Origin of the sequence: Moorena sp. SIO1G6 (assembly GCF_010672795.1) — a bacterium.
GTDB lineage: Bacteria > Cyanobacteriota > Cyanobacteriia > Cyanobacteriales > Coleofasciculaceae > Moorena > Moorena producens.
On record NZ_JAAHFZ010000012.1, the window covers coordinates 155038 to 171677 of the forward strand.

20 protein-coding genes are annotated in these 16640 nt (G+C 45.4%); 12 read left to right on the forward strand and 8 right to left on the reverse strand.

Annotation, left to right across the window (positions count from 1 at the left end; translation table 11 throughout):
* Window positions 1–97 precede the first annotated feature (97 nt).
* Window positions 98–2035, reverse strand: coding sequence for a S9 family peptidase (locus F6K63_RS13920; RefSeq protein WP_287312389.1), 1938 nt, complete (start codon window positions 2033–2035; stop codon window positions 98–100).
* An 834-nt stretch (window positions 2036–2869) separates the two neighbouring features.
* Here F6K63_RS13920 and F6K63_RS13925 point away from each other — a divergent pair.
* Window positions 2870–3088, forward strand: coding sequence for a DUF4327 family protein (locus F6K63_RS13925; RefSeq protein WP_008181701.1), 219 nt, complete (start codon window positions 2870–2872; stop codon window positions 3086–3088).
* A 371-nt stretch (window positions 3089–3459) separates the two neighbouring features.
* Here the strand turns inward: F6K63_RS13925 and F6K63_RS13930 are convergent, their stop codons facing one another.
* Entirely contained in the window at window positions 3460–4683 is a 1224-nt protein-coding gene (locus F6K63_RS13930; protein WP_044492517.1) for a protein kinase domain-containing protein, read from the reverse strand.
* 172 nt (window positions 4684–4855) lie between these two features.
* A complete protein-coding gene (locus F6K63_RS13935; RefSeq protein WP_008181703.1) occupies window positions 4856–7177 on the reverse strand; it encodes a serine/threonine phosphatase in 2322 nt (773 codons plus the stop codon).
* 423 nt (window positions 7178–7600) lie between these two features.
* On the opposite strand from F6K63_RS13935, the gene F6K63_RS13940 reads away from it, so the two are divergent.
* On the forward strand, window positions 7601–8320 hold the full coding sequence (locus F6K63_RS13940) for a pentapeptide repeat-containing protein (protein WP_008181704.1): 720 nt from the start codon (window positions 7601–7603) through the stop codon (window positions 8318–8320).
* A gap of 283 nt (window positions 8321–8603) precedes the next feature.
* On the opposite strand, the gene F6K63_RS13945 is transcribed toward F6K63_RS13940, so the two are convergent.
* Complete coding sequence (locus tag F6K63_RS13945) at window positions 8604–9080, reverse strand: TspO/MBR family protein (protein ID WP_008181710.1); 477 nt, start codon at window positions 9078–9080, stop codon at window positions 8604–8606.
* A 111-nt stretch (window positions 9081–9191) separates the two neighbouring features.
* Between F6K63_RS13945 and F6K63_RS13950 the strand changes: the two genes are divergently transcribed.
* On the forward strand, window positions 9192–9320 hold the full coding sequence (locus F6K63_RS13950) for a hypothetical protein (protein WP_287312390.1): 129 nt from the start codon (window positions 9192–9194) through the stop codon (window positions 9318–9320).
* On the opposite strand, the gene F6K63_RS13955 is transcribed toward F6K63_RS13950, so the two are convergent.
* Window positions 9317–10246 carry a ParA family protein gene (locus F6K63_RS13955; protein ID WP_353813017.1) on the reverse strand — a complete coding sequence of 310 codons (930 nt, stop codon included), beginning with the start codon at window positions 10244–10246 and terminating at the stop codon, window positions 9317–9319. The two genes, F6K63_RS13950 and F6K63_RS13955, sit on opposite strands and share 4 nt — an antisense overlap.
* On the opposite strand from F6K63_RS13955, the gene F6K63_RS13960 reads away from it, so the two are divergent.
* The 3 genes from F6K63_RS13960 to F6K63_RS13970 all read left to right on the forward strand — a co-directional run bounded on the left by F6K63_RS13960 (window position 10236) and on the right by F6K63_RS13970 (window position 12323).
* Complete coding sequence (locus F6K63_RS13960) at window positions 10236–11093, forward strand: ParA family protein (RefSeq protein WP_287312391.1); 858 nt, start codon at window positions 10236–10238, stop codon at window positions 11091–11093. The genes F6K63_RS13955 and F6K63_RS13960 overlap by 11 nt on opposite strands.
* A gap of 406 nt (window positions 11094–11499) precedes the next feature.
* A complete protein-coding gene (locus tag F6K63_RS13965; protein WP_008181716.1) occupies window positions 11500–12132 on the forward strand; it encodes a TIGR04282 family arsenosugar biosynthesis glycosyltransferase in 633 nt (210 codons plus the stop codon).
* Window positions 12090–12323, forward strand: a complete 234-nt coding sequence (locus F6K63_RS13970; RefSeq protein WP_287312392.1) for a hypothetical protein — start codon at window positions 12090–12092, stop codon at window positions 12321–12323. Before F6K63_RS13965 ends, F6K63_RS13970 begins: the two co-directional genes overlap by 43 nt.
* 42 nt (window positions 12324–12365) lie before the next feature.
* Here the strand turns inward: F6K63_RS13970 and F6K63_RS13975 are convergent, their stop codons facing one another.
* Window positions 12366–12530 (reverse strand): hypothetical protein, encoded by a 165-nt coding sequence (locus F6K63_RS13975; protein ID WP_154659723.1) that lies wholly within the window; start codon window positions 12528–12530, stop codon window positions 12366–12368.
* Window positions 12508–13095, reverse strand: a complete 588-nt coding sequence (locus tag F6K63_RS13980) for an IS607 family transposase (protein ID WP_008181718.1) — start codon at window positions 13093–13095, stop codon at window positions 12508–12510. The genes F6K63_RS13975 and F6K63_RS13980 overlap by 23 nt, the downstream gene beginning before the upstream one ends.
* A gap of 40 nt (window positions 13096–13135) precedes the next feature.
* Here F6K63_RS13980 and F6K63_RS37825 point away from each other — a divergent pair, with 40 nt between their 5' ends.
* Window positions 13136–13339: a hypothetical protein gene (locus tag F6K63_RS37825; RefSeq protein ID WP_502708312.1), complete on the forward strand. Its 204-nt coding sequence runs from the start codon at window positions 13136–13138 to the stop codon at window positions 13337–13339.
* An 8-nt stretch (window positions 13340–13347) separates the two neighbouring features.
* On the opposite strand, the gene F6K63_RS13985 is transcribed toward F6K63_RS37825, so the two are convergent.
* Entirely contained in the window at window positions 13348–13632 is a 285-nt protein-coding gene (locus F6K63_RS13985; protein ID WP_154659724.1) for a hypothetical protein, read from the reverse strand.
* 134 nt (window positions 13633–13766) lie between these two features.
* Here F6K63_RS13985 and F6K63_RS13990 point away from each other — a divergent pair, with 134 nt between their 5' ends.
* The 5 genes from F6K63_RS13990 to lipA all read left to right on the forward strand — a co-directional run bounded on the left by F6K63_RS13990 (window position 13767) and on the right by lipA (window position 16640).
* On the forward strand, window positions 13767–14453 hold the full coding sequence (locus F6K63_RS13990) for a TIGR04283 family arsenosugar biosynthesis glycosyltransferase (protein ID WP_008181720.1): 687 nt from the start codon (window positions 13767–13769) through the stop codon (window positions 14451–14453).
* Between the two features lie 37 nt (window positions 14454–14490).
* Window positions 14491–14670, forward strand: a complete 180-nt coding sequence (locus tag F6K63_RS13995) for a hypothetical protein (RefSeq protein ID WP_287312393.1) — start codon at window positions 14491–14493, stop codon at window positions 14668–14670.
* 207 nt (window positions 14671–14877) lie between these two features.
* A complete protein-coding gene (locus tag F6K63_RS14000) occupies window positions 14878–15255 on the forward strand; it encodes a four helix bundle protein (RefSeq protein ID WP_008181721.1) in 378 nt (125 codons plus the stop codon).
* Between the two features lie 264 nt (window positions 15256–15519).
* A complete protein-coding gene (locus tag F6K63_RS14005) occupies window positions 15520–15735 on the forward strand; it encodes a hypothetical protein (protein ID WP_287312394.1) in 216 nt (71 codons plus the stop codon).
* The gene (gene lipA, locus F6K63_RS14010; RefSeq protein ID WP_287312481.1) at window positions 15732–16640 is read left to right on the forward strand and encodes a lipoyl synthase; all 909 of its coding nucleotides are present in this window, start codon (window positions 15732–15734) and stop codon (window positions 16638–16640) included. Before F6K63_RS14005 ends, lipA begins: the two co-directional genes overlap by 4 nt.

Sequence of the window (16640 nt, forward strand, 5' to 3'; positions counted from 1 at the left end):
GTGAACAATAATATCGAAACCAATAGACAAATACCGACATTGGCTTACTTCGCAGGTCTTGAGCCATGTCTACACACTAACGTAATTAAATTAATGACTAATAATTATAAATAGTTAGAGGGTCTATCGCCTCTGCTAGGTCAAATCCAAATACCCGAGAGTAAAAATACAACTCCCCTTCGAGAGTCCGTTTAATCGTTTCTGCTTTACGAAAACCGTGTTGCTCCCCTTCATAGGTGACATAGGCTACAGGTAACCCTTTAGCCTTCAAAGCTGCCACCATCATTTCTGCTTGGTTAGGAGGCACTACCTTGTCCTCTAGCCCCTGGAAGAAAATTACAGGACACGATAGTTGGTCTGTGAAATTAATAGGCGATCGCTGTTGATATAAATCTTTACGTTCTGGGTAAGGACCGATTAAGCCATCTAGATACCGGGACTCAAATTTGTGGGTATCCTTGGCTAGTACCTCCAAATCACTGACACCGTAGTAGCTAGCGCCAGCTTTAAACACATCTTGGAATGTCAGAGCAGCTAGAGTTGTATAACCCCCTGCACTGCCTCCAGCAATCGCCAGTCGCTCACTATCAACTAGTCCTTGCTCAGCTAGGTATTGCGCGCCATTGGTGCAGTCCTCAACATCCACAATCCCCCAGTTGTTTTGAAGGCGCTGACGATAATCCCGCCCATAGCCAGTACTGCCTCCATAGTTGACATCTAGCATGGCAAAACCACGAGAGGTCCAGTATTGGATTTTTAGGTTAAAGGCACTGGAAGTCGCCGCTGTAGGTCCACCGTGGCTTTTGACAATTAGGGGTGGTTTTTCGGACTTTGGTGCAGTGTAGTCTTTGTTTTGTGGTGGGTAGAAGAAACCATAAGCGGTCAGTCCATTAGTTGTGGGAAATGCGATCGCTTGAGGCGGCGATAGATAGCCAGTATCGATAGCTAACTCACTCGACTTCCTCAATACATTGATTTGTCCATTTGTCAAGTCCAACTGAACAATTGCAGTTGCTTCTGTTACGGAACCAGCGATAAAAACCGCTTGATTATCAGTTACCTTTAGGTCGGAAATACTGGTGTATGGTGTGGCAATCACCGACTGCTGCTTGGTGTTTAGGTCTATACTAGCTAAATGCCAGTTTCCTGCCTGAGTATAGGTACATATGATTCGATTGGCACCATCGAAGCCATAAGTAGACATGCCAAAGACCCACTGGGGTAGTCCAAACTCGGCTTCCATTTCACACAGGGGTTCGATTTCCCCTCGGGTTGGTTGCCAGCGGTAGAGATTCCACCAATTAGTGCGATCGCATACAAAGTAAAGTACACCATCTGGTGACCACTCTGGCTGAAATACCGACTCATCAACCCCACCAGCAATGAGCTCTGCAACACCTAGAGAACCATCGGTTAAGATTGGAGCTACCCAGAGTTGAGTACCATCCCAGGGCATATTGGGATGATTCCAGCTTAGCCAAGCGAGTTTAGAGCAATCGGGACTTAGGCGCGGCGAGGAGTAAAAGTCACAGCCAGAGGCTAGCACTTGAATATCTTCACCGTTTTCTAGGCTGATGCTAACCAAGGTATTGACTGGTTCCCCATCCACCGTGTGGTTTTCTCGCACACAGATTATACGTCCTCTTTCCTGGTCAATTACTGCATCACCATAGCGCCAGTTAGCTATGGGGGTTAGGGGTTGGGGTTTGGAGCTTGGGGTTTGTTGGTACAGACGTTGGTCAGCAAAATTATAGAAGTAAATTGTGCCATCCTTAACTGCAATTGCACCACCACCATACTCGTTAACCCGAGTACGAGCATTGAAGGGCTCGGGAGTCAGATCAACAGTTTTGCCATCAGGGGTGCGTCGCACGATTACATTGCGTCCAGCTTCTGCAGGTCGCCCTTCAATCCAGTAAACATCCTTTTGATCAAGGGCAATGCTGCCCAACCTAACGCTGCTTTGAACAATCATGTCAGCGCTAATAGGGGATTTCCAGGAACCATAGGGGGCAAGGTGTGGTGGTTGGGTCATTGAAAAGCTGTAATTGGCTCTAAATTCCTTGGGCTATAGGTACTATCATAACCTGAGTGACATACTCCCGACGCTGCCCTAACGGGACAGCGCGGGCTTCTTACCAACTCCACCCAACGGTATCGGCTTTCGCCGACGCTGCGCGAACGGATACACGGGTTACTTTATTAACAACACGGTCAGAAGTTACCGTAAGGATAGGGTCGCCTTATTTCATGAGTTTTAACCCTTTTCTGCATAGCCAGCTCGCCTTTATAGGCGACCCTATCTATCGGTTTCGTCTCCGGGATGCCCCGACCCCCCGGAACAATACAAAAAGTTCTAGAACCAAAGTACTGCAGGCGAGCACCTTGAGCGAATTTAATGGGCTCAAGGTGCGAGCACCTATGAAATTTTACCCATCCACAGATAACTCAAACTATCAAGTTTTTTTCGGGATGGAACCCCATATTCGGTGGTTTTCAAGGTTGCTGTTAGTAGGTGGCGGTTAGCTCTTAATTTGTTTTCCCTACTCTTCCTAGTATATTACATTGGCATTTCGACGTTCCGACCCTTGCCCCGCGCTTCCCATACGACGCTCACCCTATCGGGTAGAGCGCGGGGCTTCTCGCGGCTTGGCTAAGTGTCTATGGTTCGCGTTAAAGTAGGGATTCCCGTACATTTACCCAGATCGGGCTTGCTTAAATGCATCCGATTGCGCTACAAGAGTATAGAGGGGCTTCCTTGCCGTACAAAACTCTACAGATCGGCGCATTACCGCAAAGGGGAAGCATTGTAGTTCAGGTATTCGCAAAAGCCAATCTAACAACAGAATTGATTTAGAGATTTTAGAGTATGACTCAAACAGTTACTCACCCCATGGTGAAGTTGCAACGCCATGTGCGTTCACTGGCGGAATCCAAAATTATTAAACCCAGTGACAGCCTTTGGAAAATTGCCCTGCTCTATGGGGACGAATGGTCCTACTGGAAACAGGAACTTACTGAATTCGGGTTTACCATGCAAGACCCGATCAGTGACTTACTAGCTGTGGAAGCCTGGGACGAAGAATGATCTGATCCTGTTTCAGGTTAAGTACTTATCTATCTCTGTTGTTCGTCTATATGAAAATTGACAATTGAAAGTTGTCAGTGGTTAATTGGCTATTAACAATTAGCTATTAACAATTCAAAATTGACAATTAACAAAAGGCGAACAACGGGGATCAACCATTTTTAGAAGTAATTAACCGGACTTGATCTGACTTGTTTCGCTCCCATTTGGCGTCCACGCTTCAATAGGTGGAGCTTGGTCATGGATGAGGAGACAGCGCGGGTAGGGTGAGTATATCCTTTCTTTATTCCCTTATCCCCCTTATCCTAATCACTAGCGATCGCCAAATTATGCCCGTGAAATTTCTGCTCATATTCATGCTTCGCCGACTCCTAAATACAAGCAACCAAAGCCTGCATCAGTTCTTTTGCCGTTTGGTAGCGATCGCAAGCCCTTGGTTGACAAACCCGCTCAATCACTTTCCTTAATTGGGGAGTAACAGTGGGAACGCCTGATACATCAAACCGATATCCTGAACTACGCCTTTGATAATACTTTAGAGGAGCTTCCCCGGTGAGCAGAAATATGAGAGTTGGGCCAATGGCGTAAAGATCCGATTGAGTGCAAGGCTGACCTCGGTCTTGTTCAGGAGCACTATATCCCTCGGCACCAATCCGTGTGCCTGGTATTGTGCCAATTTCTTTAACAGCACCGAAATCCAACATCACAATTCGGTTATCTCGATGGCGCACCATCAAATTCGCGGGCTTAACGTCTCGGTGGATTAGAGGCGGCTGGCGGTCGTGGATGTAGTCTAAGATATCGCAAGTCTGAATCATCCACTCTACTGCCTGGGGCAAGGTGACTGGTCCAGTGCTCAAGACACGTTTTTCTAAATCTTCACCGTGGATCAGAGCCATGGCTAAGTATTTTTTCCCCCCTTCCACAAAAAAGTCGTAATACTGGGGAATTCCGGGATGATTCAGGGTTTTTAGGGTGCGAGCCTCTCGTTCAAACAGTTCTTGAGCCTTGGAAATTTGAGCCATGTCAGCATTCATTTCCTTCAGTACTAGTAGGAGTGGGTATCCATCCTTGCTGTTAACTTTGTCCCAGGCAAGATAAGTGGTTCCCATTCCCCCCTGTCCCAATGTCCGCAAAACATGGTAGTTGCGAATGACTCCCTCGACTGGCACCAAGGGTTGACCACAGTGAATACAGAACAAATTGCCTGGTGCATTGCCTTGGTGTTGGCATGGCTTAGTAGTCTCAGTCAAGGGCAAGGGTGCTAGGGAAGGGAGTTGCTGGGTTTGAACTTGGAATTGCAGCCTCGGACCTTTCTGGGCTAGCTGAATCAGAGCCTTTTCCGGCAGCACCCCCTGGGAAACCAAGACACCATTGAGGAAGGTGCCATTGGCACCCTGATTGACCAACTGCCACATCGGACCCGATGGGGAAGCACTAGCCCTGAGTTCCAGGTGATGTCGTGACACGATCGGGTCATCGACAATCACATCATTATCAGGAGCACGACCAATGCGAATCGTAGATTTGCTCTGAAAGCTCCACTGCTGCACTGGAGTGGGGCTTAACGGATCTAATAGGGTCAGTGTGACCATAGTCAGTTGTCCTTTGTCCAAAGTCCTTTGTGGGTTTTATCCTTTGTGGGTTTTATCCTTTGTCGGTTTTGTCCTTTGTCCAAAGTGACTAACCAGAATCTACTGGCAGCTACTAATCACCTAGCTAATCACTAATCACCTAGCTAATCACTAATCACATACAACTAATCACCTAATTTAATGTTGGTTGAGCCAAGTTTGGTCGCACCTTCACCCGAACTAGGATTAGTGTAATGTTGTCGTGACCATTATGCTCATTTGCCAGCTCAATCAAGTTAACCAGACCCTGATCGAGGCTAGCTCGGGAACTTAGTAAAGGCGCTAAGTGAGTTTGCCAGTAATTTTCCAACAGGTCATTATCTGACAAACCATCAGAACAAAGTAAGAATATAGTATCTTCTGCGATATCTATGAATTGCACATCAGGATTTAGGAATTGCTCACTGCGCGGTCCAAGGGCTTGAGTTAGTTGATAGGCATCAGGGCGAGAGTAAGCGAGCTCTGGATCTACTCCGTGCTGGATTTCTCGTTGACCCACCTCGTGGTCTATAGTGATTTGCTCTAAGCCTCGTTTGCGAGTTAGACGATAGACCCGACTATCTCCGACATGGACAATCCCTACCTTGGTATTTTGAATCAACATCATGACTAGAGTCGTACCCATTCGACCGCTGCCAGAGCGAGCATTTTGTTGGTTGATATCGAAAATCGCTTGATTTGTTACATAGACCGATTTCCTGAGACTATCTTCTGTGGGAAACTCGTCTTGCCAATTTTGTTTAAAGTAATTCTGGAGTACCTCTACTGCCATAGAACTGGCTACTTCCCCAGCCGCATGCCCTCCCATGCCATCGCAGAGAATATATAAACCACGAGCTTGTATAGTTCGACCAATGGGATTTTCCTGCTTTTTGAGTTGGGTCTCGATGCCAAAACAATCCTCATTATGATCTCTTTGATGACCAATATCTGTAATACCGAGATCATCGAGACTCTGCAAGCTCATTGGCAACAGTACCGTTGGCATGTCATCCCCTTGTTGCTCAATTCCTGGTAGATCAGACAATAATTCCTGGCTATCAGGAGGTTGAGTGTCTGCCGTTGCCATTTCTGAGACTACAGCCTCAGTTAATTCCATACCGGATTCGTATGGGTCAGATTCTTGTTCGTGAGCAATGGCTTGCAGATGCGATCGCAATTCCTCAATGGTTTCAATTTCCTTTGTACACAACTGCCGGACAACCGTTGACAAGGAGGTAAATTGAGTTCGCTGGGACTCGTTAAATAATCGTTGCCACAGTTGTCCCAAATCCTCTAGGGTTAGGGGATTTTCCTCCCTGTCGGGATATAGACGCTCCAAACCTAGTGCTTGGTCTTCATCCACCCGGAGATTCGTCAGTTCCAACAGACTCTGACGACAATGCCAAGGCTCTAGAGCTTGCCAAAGCTTTGCCATTTCATCGAGCCAGTATAGGATTTGCAGTTTAGAAAACTCTTCGGACCCCCACAACTTACTCAGTAACTGCCATTCTGAACGGTTTTCTAGCAGGATTATCGCCTTACCATTTTGCTGCCAAACATCATGAATTTCTGGCACGCTAGGGTAACATAAGTCCTTGAGAGCCAAATAGGGTTTAGCACTCTGTGGGATATCTAGGACTTTCCAAACGTCTACGTTTTCTTTCGAGGAAGGTTTTGGCTGCTCTAGGGTTGTGGATAGATCAAATTTCTCTGGAGACAATTTTGTTTGATTAATCAGGGCTTCTAGGGGAGACTTTTGTAACGGTTGGCAGTCCAAAACTGTGACAAAGATACTATCATCTGTTGTCTTACTTTCCCCGATCTGATAGAGTTGATCAGGTTCTAGTACTCTGTAACGCTTACCCTGGTCTAGATAGACAATTGTTGCTGTCTCTGAAGTTGGGTTTTCGAGATTAGGAATTGACCAGCTCGAAGCTTCAGTAGATTGAGGTTTCTTCTGTATTGGGCTAATCTCTAGTAATGGCTCCTCTGATGATTCTAGTTCCACTTGATCACAGCCACTTCTGTTGTTTATCGATGCTTCATCAGCGAAGACTGTTGATGCTTGGGACAAGGTGCCATCATCCCCTGGCTCTGTTAGTATAGTATCCGATTTAGTTAGCCACTCTTGTGTTGTTTCTAGGAATGATGCTGGCTGGGTTAGTTCCCTCTCGGTCTGGTCAGACTCTGGTTGGGAGACCGCTACTGCCGTAGCCTGCTCAGCTGAGGAGTCTGACACCTCAACCGGAGTTTGAGGAGAATACTGGGGGGACCTTGCCGAATTTTGCTGCTTAGAAATAATTGCCCTCCAAACCGTTCCTGTGAAGGCACCGCAGTTGTGACAAGTTTCAGCATTTAGGGGCACTTGGCTAGCGCATTCATGACAACTTTTATCGGTTAGGGAAGTTCCACATCGTTGACAAAACTTGTTGGTATTTGGGTTCTCGAACTGACACTGGGGACAAACTAACATAATGGAACTTCCTTAATCCTTAAATTCCGCGCTTTGGTGGGTAACTTTTAAGATTTCATCTAACTGCCATCTAGTTGGCCATGCTGTAATCTATGATGGCAGCTTTTAGCAGCATAGCCTGATTCCAATTTTTACGCTGTCGTGCAATGTGATTTCATGGTATAATTAAATTAATTTTTTAGTAACTATTTTTTTATAGGCTACACCCTATAGTCTACCCAGGGAGCATAGGGTGACAACAAGCAAACGGTAAACTAGCTCTATTATCGCGCCTTTCTGCCAAAGCCTCTACTCTTATTCCAGCAAACAGCTGCTATTGCTATATACAAAAGTTTAAACTTTTATTCCGGTAGGGGCGAATAATCTCTTGTATCTCTCTAAGTAGAGTGCGACTCTCAGGTCAATCTGGGCAAGCTTTTGCTTATGAACATTAAACTATCTTTAATCATCGCTGTGGTCTTAGCGGCAACTATAGCAATTGCTCTTCATCTATCATCTCAGCAACAGGTTAGCATATCCCTAAAAACTAATGATAACTCCAGTAAGACCATTCAACATCCAAAAGCCAAGACAAAAGTGCTTGAGTTAATGTTAAAAACCAAGACCTGTGTAGAGTGTGATCTGATGGGTATTGATTTGAGTGGACTTGACTTAAGTGGAGTTGACTTTAGCAGAGCTGACTTTAGCCAAGCTAACTTATCCGATAGTAACCTAGAGAACGCTAATCTCAAAGATGCCAAAGTGATTGGTGCTCGTTTTGAAAACGCGAAGTTAACCTCTGCTGACTTAGATGGCGCTGACTTTAAAGATACTAACTTGAAAGGTGCTGATCTCAGTGATGCTAATCTCCTCAATATCCGATTGGCTAATGCTGATTTAAGTACTGCTATTCTTAATCGTACTGAGCTTCGAGAAGCTGACTTGACTGGTGCCAATATGGAGCATGCTGACTTGAGTCATGCTAGTATTTATGGTGCCATTTTGAGGGAGGCTAATCTCACTGGTGCTAACCTTTATAAAGCGAATTTGCGTTACGCCAATTTGCAAGATGCGGTATTAAAGGGTACTAATCTAAAAGGCGCTGATTTACAATTTGCTGTGATGCCTGATGGCAAAACTGTTTATGGAACGGATGATTACTGAGCTCTAGGACAATGAAATTAAGAAACTTGCGTGTAAAAAAAAATCCCAATTCAAGTAGGGTGGGCAAAGTAATCTGATCTAGAAGACTCCTTTGAACCAAACTGTTTTTGCCCACCCTACTACAATTAAAAAAAATCCCAATTCAAGTAGGGTGGGCAAAGTAATCTGATCTAGAAGACTCATTTTAACCAAACTGTTTTTGCCCACCCTACTACAATTAAAAAAAATCCTCTGTTACGTCACCTGACGGCTGACGGCTGACGGCTGAATGCTTACAAATAAATTATGCTGCCCCTGGATTAAGTCGCCTCATTTCCCAGGTGGTGTAGGTACCAATCGGACTCCAAATTATGTAGGGAAGTAGTAACAAAAACGCCACCAGGGATACGGGATAAATCAGTAAACCCAGGATAAGACTTAATAAGGCACCTGTGCCACCAATAATGGTGCCAACGGTGAGGCTACGAAATAGGAACATCACTGGTGTATAAGCCATGGTGATGATTTCTAGTAGTAGATATAAACCCATCAGCAACCAGGTGCTTCCGCTACCTGGGTCATGCTCCCAAACTATATACGCTGACCAACCACCGCAAATAAAGATAGTTATCCAGATTAGGGGAATTGCTCCTTCGAAGGTGAGCCATTGCGGACGACGTAGGCGATAGAACCATCTGACTCCTTCGGGTCTGGTGATTAAGTTACCAGCGAATGCTACTAGCAGGGTTACCGCTGCAATTACCATCCAAGATTTAATCATTATTTTGGCCTTGCTCCTAAATTCCCAATTTCCTCAAAAATGAGCAAAAATGTAGTTTGACCCGGTGGTGCGTTACGGGCAGCAACCTAACACTTGCGCTCGAGGATGAACATGAGGGCAAGCCCGCCCCTAACGCACCCTAAGCACCCTACGCACTCCCGATTCCCGATTCCCGATTCCCGATTCCCGATTCCCGATTCCCGATTCCCGATTCCCGATTCCACCCTCCTGCTCAACTAGTTCTTAGATTTATTTGTTATAATATTCGATAATTTTTGGATAAATTCTTGAGTGAATTGAGTAAAGGCTTTGGCTCCTGGTGCTTGGGGTTCATTGACGACCACAGGTCGAAACTCATCCACGGCTTTGGCAACCGCAACATTCCTGGGAATTTCTATAGTAAAAATTTTGTCTTTCCCAAAATTATCGGTCAATCGGTTCTTGACTTGTGTCGCCATATTGGTGGCGTGACCAAGGGAGAAAAACAGAATCCCAATCAGGGTTATCCCAGAGCGATCGCTTTGTACCAGCTTTTTGATCTGACCTTCTTCCAGGATACCAATCCCAACCACTGATAACGGTTCAGGTTTGGCAGGAATGATATAAAAATCACTAGCAATAATTCCGCTACGAGTGATAATATTCTCACTTGGAGGGAAATCCAATAGAATAAAATCGTAGGTTTGTTGAACTGGCTCAAGGGCACGCTTAATTAAATAATTTTCTAGCTGATTCCAGTTGTTTTCAAACTCTTGGGGATTATCCTTTGACTGAGAAAACAGCAATGCAGCCAATAGAAAATCATTGTAGGTTTCGATATCCCCTGGCAATAAATCTAGTCCATCCACTCGACAAATATTGCGCTGAATCGCTTGTTCAATGGGAATATATGCCTGAGTCGGTGACTGAATCACTTGATTAATTATTTTTTTTAAGGTTCGGTCCTCCTTCTTCAGCTTAGCAAATTGGACTGGAGGCATCAGGCTTAGGGTAGCATTAATCTGGGTATCGAGATCAACGATTAATACTCGCATGCCATAATCTTTGGCAAGACAGGTAGCAAGGTTGACGGTGGTGGTAGTCTTGCCAACACCGCCTTTCATATTGACTATAGAAATGGTGTATCCCAGTTTTGACAAAAAGAGGTAACATAACGTGAAGGTCATTGCAGTATACCATAACAAAGGCGGCGTCGGGAAAACCACAACGGTGGTTAACCTAGGGGCAGCTATCCGAAAAAACCGCAAAAAAGTGCTGATCATCGATCTTGATAGCCAAGCGAATGCTACTTTTGCTACCGGACTGGTGAAATTTCATGACGAAGCATTTGATGATATCAAAGAGTGTAATATTCTCCATGTTTTGCAATCTGAGGAATTCTTCTCAATCTCGGAAGTAGCTAGAAAATCTGACTTCAGCAATCCAGAAATTGAGGTGATTCCTGCTCACATCGATCTCATGAAATATGAGCTTGATATCAATCAGCTTGATTTTAGCTTTCTAATGCTGATGGATAAACTAGAGGATGTTAAAACTTACTATGATGTGGTAGTTATTGATACCCCGCCATCTTGGAATTTATATGCTAGAATTGCTTTGATTACTGCTGACTATTTAATCATTCCTTCAGACCTCAAGCCTTTTTCTAATCAAGGATTACTGAATGTTAAAGATTTTATCATAGCGATTAATGGCTATAGAAAACAACTCAAAATTAAGCCGCCACTTAAAGTCTTGGGAGTGCTGCCTTGTAAAATAGCAACCAATAATATGTTCATACAGCATACCTTGCCAAAACGGATCAAAGCAATTTCCGACCGCTATGGCTTTGATGTCATGAAGAGTGTTATTTTCGATCGAGATGATTTGGCCAAGTGTGCTGAACAAGTTGAAAAAGTAGACAATCAGGATATACCGTCTCCTGTGTCTGTGTTGGATTATAAACCATATTGTATGGCTTCAGAAGAATTTCGGTCTCTTGCCCAAGAAGTTTTGGAAAAAATAGGGATGTAAGCTATCAGCTATCAGCTATCAGCTATCAGCGAACAGCGATTAGCGCTACGCGCACGCTACGCGAACAGCTATCAGCTATCAAATGATGAGCATTTTTGACCTTACCAAAAATACCTATATACTTTCTTTACTCTTGCCTCTTGCCTCTTGCCTTTCCCAAGCGCGACTATGTTAATAACTAAACTCAAAATGCTATAAGTAGGTACACAAAATTACTTACACATTTTACAAAAAAAAAGCTTTGCAGGGTAAGGGTTACAGAGATTTGCAATAGGTAATTAATTCTGTGTAGGTGCTTAAAAATCGGTGTAGTAATTGTGATAATTATTGTCCCCTAATCCCGACTCCCGATTCCCGACTCCCGACTCCCGACTCCCTATTCCCTACTCCCTATTCCCTTCATATAATGATACTGACAGAACGCTTAATTATTTTCAGCCGCTATCCAGAGCCGGGAAAGACTAAAACCCGGATGATACCAGCTCTAGGAGCGGATGGTGCGGCAAAGCTTCAACGTCGCATGACGGAACACACTGTTGCCCAGGTCAAGGAATTTACAACTGGTCGCCCTGTGTCTGTAGAAATCCATTTTGCTGGTGGTAATCAACAGCTAATGGAGAATTGGTTAGGCTCAAATCTGGTCTATAAACCTCAGAGTGATGGGGATTTGGGCAAGCGAATCACAACGGCATTTCAGTTATCGTTTGCGGAAAGCATGACCAAAGTTGTGATAATTGGTATTGATTGCCCCGATTTGAATAGTTCGGTGATGAATCAGGCATTTGAGGCTCTAGACAATCATGATTTAGTACTTGGAGCAGCTAAGGATGGCGGCTACTATCTGGTTGGTCTAAGTCGATTGATTCCAGAGTTGTTTGTGGGAGTGAATTGGGGAACATCTGAGGTTTTGCAGCAAACCGTGGATATTGCTAACAGTCTTAACCTAACTATCGGGATGCTTTCCGAGCTTACTGATGTTGACCGCCCAGAGGATCTGTGGGTAGTATCAAATTTGATGGGAGTAGGGAATCGGGAGTAGGGAATCGGGAATCGGGAATCGGGAGTAGGGAATCGGGAATCGGGATAAGCATTCAGCGGTCAGCGGTCAGCGGTGAGCTAAAGGCTCACGCTGCGCGAACAGCTTTGTGGAACAGGCTTTGGCCTTGGCCTTTTGGCCTTTTGGCCACGCTACGCGAATGGCCACGCTGTGCGAACGACGCTGGGACTTAACTCAGATTAAACGAATGCTTATCTCTTTCATTAAATAACTGATCACTGAAAGCTGTTCGCGTAGCGTGCGCGTAGCGCTAATCGCTGTTCGCTGTTCGCGTAGCGTGCGCGTAGCGCTAATCGCTGTTCGCTGTTCGCGTAGCGTGCGCGTAGCGCTAATCGCTGTTCGCTGAAAGCTAATAGCTTACGTTTTGGAACTCTTAGCACTATGGAGTTTTTCTGAAAAGATTGTGATCAGCTCCATGATGTCTTTGACTAATTCTTGTTCAACGCTGATGTCTTCTGATGATTTGTTGATAATTATTACTTCTGTATTGAATTCTTGACACATCGCAAAGACTAATTCAGCACTAACTCTAAGCAGCCTATCTTTGTGAGTAATTACAACTCTGCCAACATTCCCCTGCATGATTCGCTTGAGCAGTTTCTGTAAGCCTTTATTTTGGGAATTGATTCCGGCACCTGAATCTTGAATTGTCTCATACTGCCAACCATTAGCAGTACTAAAAGACTCTAAAATCTTGATTTGCTTGACTAAATCTTCTTTTTGGTCTTGATCTGAAACACGGGCATAGTTAATGGTTATCCGATCATCGATCTGACCGACATTTCGTGGTGTAATGTGTTTGATATCAGCTACATAAAATCGCCTATGACCACTAGGAGACCGTTTTGACCTAATCTTTCCTGCATCTGCCCACCTCCTTAAGGTTTTAACTGAGACCCCTAGCTCACTGGCTGCTTCTCCAATACTAATGGTTAACCCTGACATGTTGGATTTATCACCTTATTTTAATTAAGTTTAATCAGCTATCAGCTATCAGCTATCAGCTATCAGCTTTCAGCTTTCAGTTATTAGCTATCAGCTATCAGCTTTCAGCTATCAGCTTTCAGTTATTAGCTATCAGCTTTCAGCTATCAGCTTTCAGCTATCAGTTATTAGCTATCAGCTTTCAGTGATCAGCTATCAGCTATCAGTGATCAGCTATCAGCTATCAGTTATTATCAGCTATTAGTTATCAGCTTATGGGTTATCACAGCGTCGTTCGCACAGCGTGGCCAAACGCGCACGCGTGGCCGTTCGCGTAGCGTGGCCAAAAGGCCAAAAGGCCAAGGCCAAAGCCTGTGCCACACTACAGATGGTGCTTTTCAATAAAATAAGCTGACGGCTGACCACTGACGGCTGACCACTGACCACTGACCGCTGTTCGCGTAGCGTGCGCGTAGCGCATAGGCTGACCGCTGTTCGCGTAGCGTGCGCGTAGCGCATAGGCTGACCGCTGACCACTGACCACTGACCACTGACCACTGACCACCTAGTTTACCTTTTATTATATCCCTTTAATGTAATAAATGTCTAAATATGGATACAAATTAAGGGAACATTGGTTATTTCCTACTCAAGGATGCTAATTTGTCAGAAACAATGCCTAAACGTCTTGCGTGATAGTAAAAATTTCCATTATCATCCCGGTTCTCAATGAGGCTAGTCACATAGCTGATACTTTGGCTACGGTTAGGGAAGCGTCTAATGTGGAAGTGATTGTGGTAGATGGGGGCAGTGATGATGAAACTGTTGCGATCGCACAATCAATGGGTGCTAAGATTATAGCTGCTGGTGCCGGTCGCGCTAGTCAAATGAATGCTGGGGCTGCGGTTGCTACTGGAGATATTCTACTGTTTCTCCATGCTGATACCCGTTTACCTAAAGGATTTGATACCTTAGTTCGCGAAGGGTTACAAGACCATGACACCGTGGCTGGTGCCTTTGAATTAGCCATTGATGCTAACCTGCGGGGGGTAAGGCTAATTGAGCGGATGGTGAATTTGCGATCGCGTTTTTGCTCTCTGCCTTACGGTGATCAGGCTATCTTTATCAAGACTAAGGTGTTTACAGACCTGGGGGGTTTTCTTAATCTACCGATTATGGAAGATTTTGACTTGATGCGACGCCTCCGCCACCTAGGTAAAATAACTATCCTTAGTCAACCTGTGCTAACATCAGGACGCCGTTGGCAGACCTTAGGGGTTGTGAAAACTACATTAATTAACCAACTGGTGATCGTTGCCTATCATTTGGGGGTTTCTCCTCACCGGATTGTGGGTTGGTATCGTAGAGCAAAAGGATGAAGAAGTCGGGAATCGGGAATCGGGAGCGGTGCGACCCGTGGCGAATTTAATTCGCCTACGGAAAGCGCACCGAGGGAATCGGGAATCGGGAATCGGGAATCGGAACCCACCCCTAACCCCTCCCAGGAGGGGAACGGGAATCGGGAATCGGGAATCGGGAATTGGGAATCGATGTGTGACTATTTATCAAAAAATAGTAGACATCTCCAAAAATTAACCTCAAACCCTTGCACTGCCTGGGTCAAAACCGAGTTTATGGAGATGTCTAGTGGGAACGCTTAGTATACAAAAGCTAATAATTTTATAAATGGCAAATGTTTTCGGAGACTGACAACCATAGGGATAAGCGCGTTTCTATCATAGAGGTACTCCCGATTACCGACTCCCGATTCCCGACTCCCGATTCCCGAACTCTAGTTGAAGCATGAGCAATTATAGTCAAATTCAGTCTTATCAAGATTTGCGAGTTTGGCAAAAGGGAATGGATGTAGCGGAGAGTTGTTATGTTATCACCAGAGAATTCCCTAAACAGGAAATGTATGGGATGACTGCACAGATAAGGAGAGCAGCTGCATCAATTCCTGCTAATATTGCAGAGGGATATGGACGGGAGTATCGAGGAGAATATGTTCAATTTCTTAGAATAGCTCAAGGCTCTCTCAAAGAATTGGAAACCCATCTTTTCTTATCGGTCAGAGTTAAACTGGCTAACTCGGTCGCGGTTAATCCGATTTTAGGTGAGTGTGAAGCTTTAGGAAGAATGCTACGTTCTCTAATTCGGTCATTGCTAGACAACTCATAATTCCGGAGTGGGGAATCGGGAATCGGGAGCGGTGCGACCCGTGGCGAATTTAATTCGCCTACGGAAAGCGCACCGAGGGAATCGGGAGGAGTAGATAGTAGACCTATGCGCAAAAGTAGTTTTATGATAGTGTTTGCATCAATTCTTGTCTACTGTTCTGGTGATCCCCTGTTCCAGACAACTGCCGCGAAGTCAAGTCTTTGTGTGACTAGTTAAAGAATAGTAGACTTCGTTTGATGGAAATAGTTTTGTGGAATAGCCATCTTGGTAGAATCGCCATCTAACCTGGAACGGGCATCTTGCCCGTTGCTCCTGTTACAATTCTATTCGACTCCCGATTCCCGATTCCCGTTCCCCTCCTGGGAGGGGTTAGGGGTGGGTTCCGATTCCCGATTCCCGATTCCCGATTCCCGATTCCCCACTCCCGATTCCCGATTCCCGATTCCCGATTCCCCACTCCCGACTCCCGATTCCCCATGACTACACAAAAACAATGGCGTTCAGAAATTACTGCACTTCCCTCTTGGTTGCGACGTCCGATTGGTAATGCCAGTGACATCTCAACGGTGCAGCGGATTATTAAACAACGGAAGATTCACACCATTTGTGAGGAGGGACGTTGCCCAAACCGAGGTGAGTGCTATTCTCAGAAAACCGCTACATTTTTGTTGATGGGGCCCACATGTACACGGTCTTGTGCATTTTGTCAAGTGGATAAAGGTCATGCTCCCATGGCCCTAGACCCAGAGGAGCCGCAAAAAGTGGCGGAATCGGTACAGTTATTGGGGTTGCGGTATGTGGTGCTGACTTCTGTAGCTCGGGATGATTTGCCAGACCAGGGTGCCGGTTGGTTTGTCGCTACCATGGATGCCATCCGCCAACTCAATCCAGGTACTGACATAGAAGTGCTGACGGCAGATTTCTGGGGGGGTAAAGGTGATCACGATCAAATCTCAGCAGAGTTGCAACAGCAACGGATAGCAACGGTGGTGGAGGCCAAGCCAGCCTGTTACAACCACAATATTGAAACAGTCCAGCGCTTACAGGGCAAGGTGCGCCGGGGAGCACAATATCAGCGATCGCTAGATGTGCTCAGCATTGTCAAACAACTGAATCCCGCCATTCCCACTAAATCCGGATTAATGTTGGGCCATGGGGAAACCAAAGCAGAAGTAATTGAAGCGATGGCGGATTTAGGTAAGATTGGATGCGATCGCATCACCCTCGGTCAATATATGCGTCCCTCTCTCCAACATCTGCCGGTACAAAAATACTGGACACCGGAAGAGTTTGATGAGCTAGGTGCGATCGCACGGGATATGGGATTTGCCCATGTGCGTTCCGGTCCTTTGGTTCGTAGTTCTTACCATGCGGGGGAAACTTGA